The sequence below is a fragment of the Vibrio injensis genome (assembly GCF_001895205.1).
Classification (GTDB): Bacteria; Pseudomonadota; Gammaproteobacteria; order Enterobacterales; family Vibrionaceae; genus Vibrio; species Vibrio injensis.
Genome location: NZ_BDJF01000030.1, coordinates 1 through 2681 on the forward strand (window position 1 = coordinate 1; position 2681 = coordinate 2681).

1 rRNA gene is annotated in these 2681 nt (G+C 52.2%); it reads right to left on the reverse strand.

The features are described 5' to 3' along the window. Window positions 1-8 precede the first annotated feature (8 nt). Window positions 9-2681, reverse strand: a 23S ribosomal RNA gene (locus tag BSR11_RS15700); the annotation flags it as partial.

Consider the following 2681-nt stretch of genomic DNA (forward strand, 5'->3'; position numbering starts at 1 on the left):
GGTGTTGTATGGTTAAGCCTCACGGGCAATTAGTACAGGTTAGCTCAACGCCTCACAGCGCTTACACACCCTGCCTATCAACGTTCTAGTCTCGAACAACCCTTTAGGACACTTATAGTGCCAGGGAGAACTCATCTCAGGGCTCGCTTCGCGCTTAGATGCTTTCAGCGCTTATCAATTCCGAACTTAGCTACCGGGCAATGCCACTGGCGTGACAACCCGAACACCAGAGGTTCGTCCACTCCGGTCCTCTCGTACTAGGAGCAGCCCCCTTCAATTCTCCAACGCCCACGGCAGATAGGGACCGAACTGTCTCACGACGTTCTAAACCCAGCTCGCGTACCACTTTAAATGGCGAACAGCCATACCCTTGGGACCGACTTCAGCCCCAGGATGTGATGAGCCGACATCGAGGTGCCAAACACCGCCGTCGATATGAACTCTTGGGCGGTATCAGCCTGTTATCCCCGGAGTACCTTTTATCCGTTGAGCGATGGCCCTTCCATTCAGAACCACCGGATCACTATGACCTGCTTTCGCACCTGCTCGAACCGTCATTCTCGCAGTTAAGCGGGCTTATGCCATTGCACTAACCTCACGATGTCCAACCGTGATTAGCCCACCTTCGTGCTCCTCCGTTACTCTTTGGGAGGAGACCGCCCCAGTCAAACTACCCACCAGGCACTGTCCGCAACCCCGATTAGGGGCCAACGTTAGAACATCAAAACTACAAGGGTGGTATTTCAAGGTCGACTCCACGCAAACTAGCGTCTGCGCTTCAAAGTCTCCCACCTATCCTACACATGTAGGTTCAATGTTCAGTGCCAAGCTGTAGTAAAGGTTCACGGGGTCTTTCCGTCTAGCCGCGGGTACACTGCATCTTCACAGCGATTTCAATTTCACTGAGTCTCGGGTGGAGACAGCGTGGCCATCATTACGCCATTCGTGCAGGTCGGAACTTACCCGACAAGGAATTTCGCTACCTTAGGACCGTTATAGTTACGGCCGCCGTTTACCGGGGCTTCGATCAAGAGCTTCGACTTGCGTCTAACCCCATCAATTAACCTTCCGGCACCGGGCAGGCGTCACACCGTATACGTCATCTTGCGATTTTGCACAGTGCTGTGTTTTTAATAAACAGTTGCAGCCACCTGGTATCTGCGACTCTCAATAGCTCCATCCGCAAGGGACTTCACCGTCAAGAGCGTACCTTCTCCCGAAGTTACGGTACCATTTTGCCTAGTTCCTTCACCCGAGTTCTCTCAAGCGCCTTGGTATTCTCTACCCGACCACCTGTGTCGGTTTGGGGTACGATTTCTTATGAACTGAAGCTTAGAGGCTTTTCCTGGAAGCAGGGCATCAATGACTTCACTGCCGTAGCAGCTCGACGTCGTGTCTCAGCCTAACAAGAAACCGGATTTACCTAGTCTCTTAGCCTACGCACTTGAACCAGGACAACCGTCGCCTGGCCCACCTAGCCTTCTCCGTCCCCCCATCGCATTCATAAGAAGTACGGGAATATTAACCCGTTTCCCATCGACTACGCCTTTCGGCCTCGCCTTAGGGGTCGACTTACCCTGCCCCGATTAACGTTGGACAGGAACCCTTGGTCTTCCGGCGGGGAGGTTTTTCACCCCCCTTGTCGTTACTCATGTCAGCATTCGCACTTCTGATACCTCCAGCAAACCTTACGATTCACCTTCAACGGCTTACAGAACGCTCCCCTACCCAATACGATAAATCGCATTGCCGCAGCTTCGGTGTATTGCTTAGCCCCGTTACATCTTCCGCGCAGGCCGACTCGACTAGTGAGCTATTACGCTTTCTTTAAATGATGGCTGCTTCTAAGCCAACATCCTAGCTGTCTAAGCCTTCCCACATCGTTTCCCACTTAGCAATACTTTGGGACCTTAGCTGGCGGTCTGGGTTGTTTCCCTCTTCACGACGGACGTTAGCACCCGCCGTGTGTCTCCCGGATAGTACTTACTGGTATTCGGAGTTTGCAAAGGGTTGGTAAGTCGGGATGACCCCCTAGCCTTAACAGTGCTCTACCCCCAGTAGTATTCGTCCGAGGCGCTACCTAAATAGCTTTCGGGGAGAACCAGCTATCTCCGAGTTTGATTGGCCTTTCACCCCTAGCCACAAGTCATCCGCTAATTTTTCAACATTAGTCGGTTCGGTCCTCCAGTTGATGTTACTCAACCTTCAACCTGCCCATGGCTAGATCACCCGGTTTCGGGTCTATATCCAGAGACTGAACGCCCAGTTAAGACTCGGTTTCCCTACGGCTCCCCTATTTGGTTAACCTTGCCACTGAATATAAGTCGCTGACCCATTATACAAAAGGTACGCAGTCACAGGACAAAGCCTGCTCCTACTGCTTGTACGTACACGGTTTCAGGTTCTATTTCACTCCCCTCACAGGGGTTCTTTTCGCCTTTCCCTCACGGTACTGGTTCACTATCGGTCAGTCAGGAGTATTTAGCCTTGGAGGATGGTCCCCCCATATTCAGACAGGATAACACGTGTCCCGCCCTACTCGATTTCACTTTACTGGCGTTAACGGCTACGGGGCTATCACCCGGTATCGCGTGCCTTTCCAGAGCACTTCGCCTGACACCAATAAAGCTTAAGGGCTAATCCAATTTCGCTCGCCGCTACTTTCGGAATCTCGGTTGATT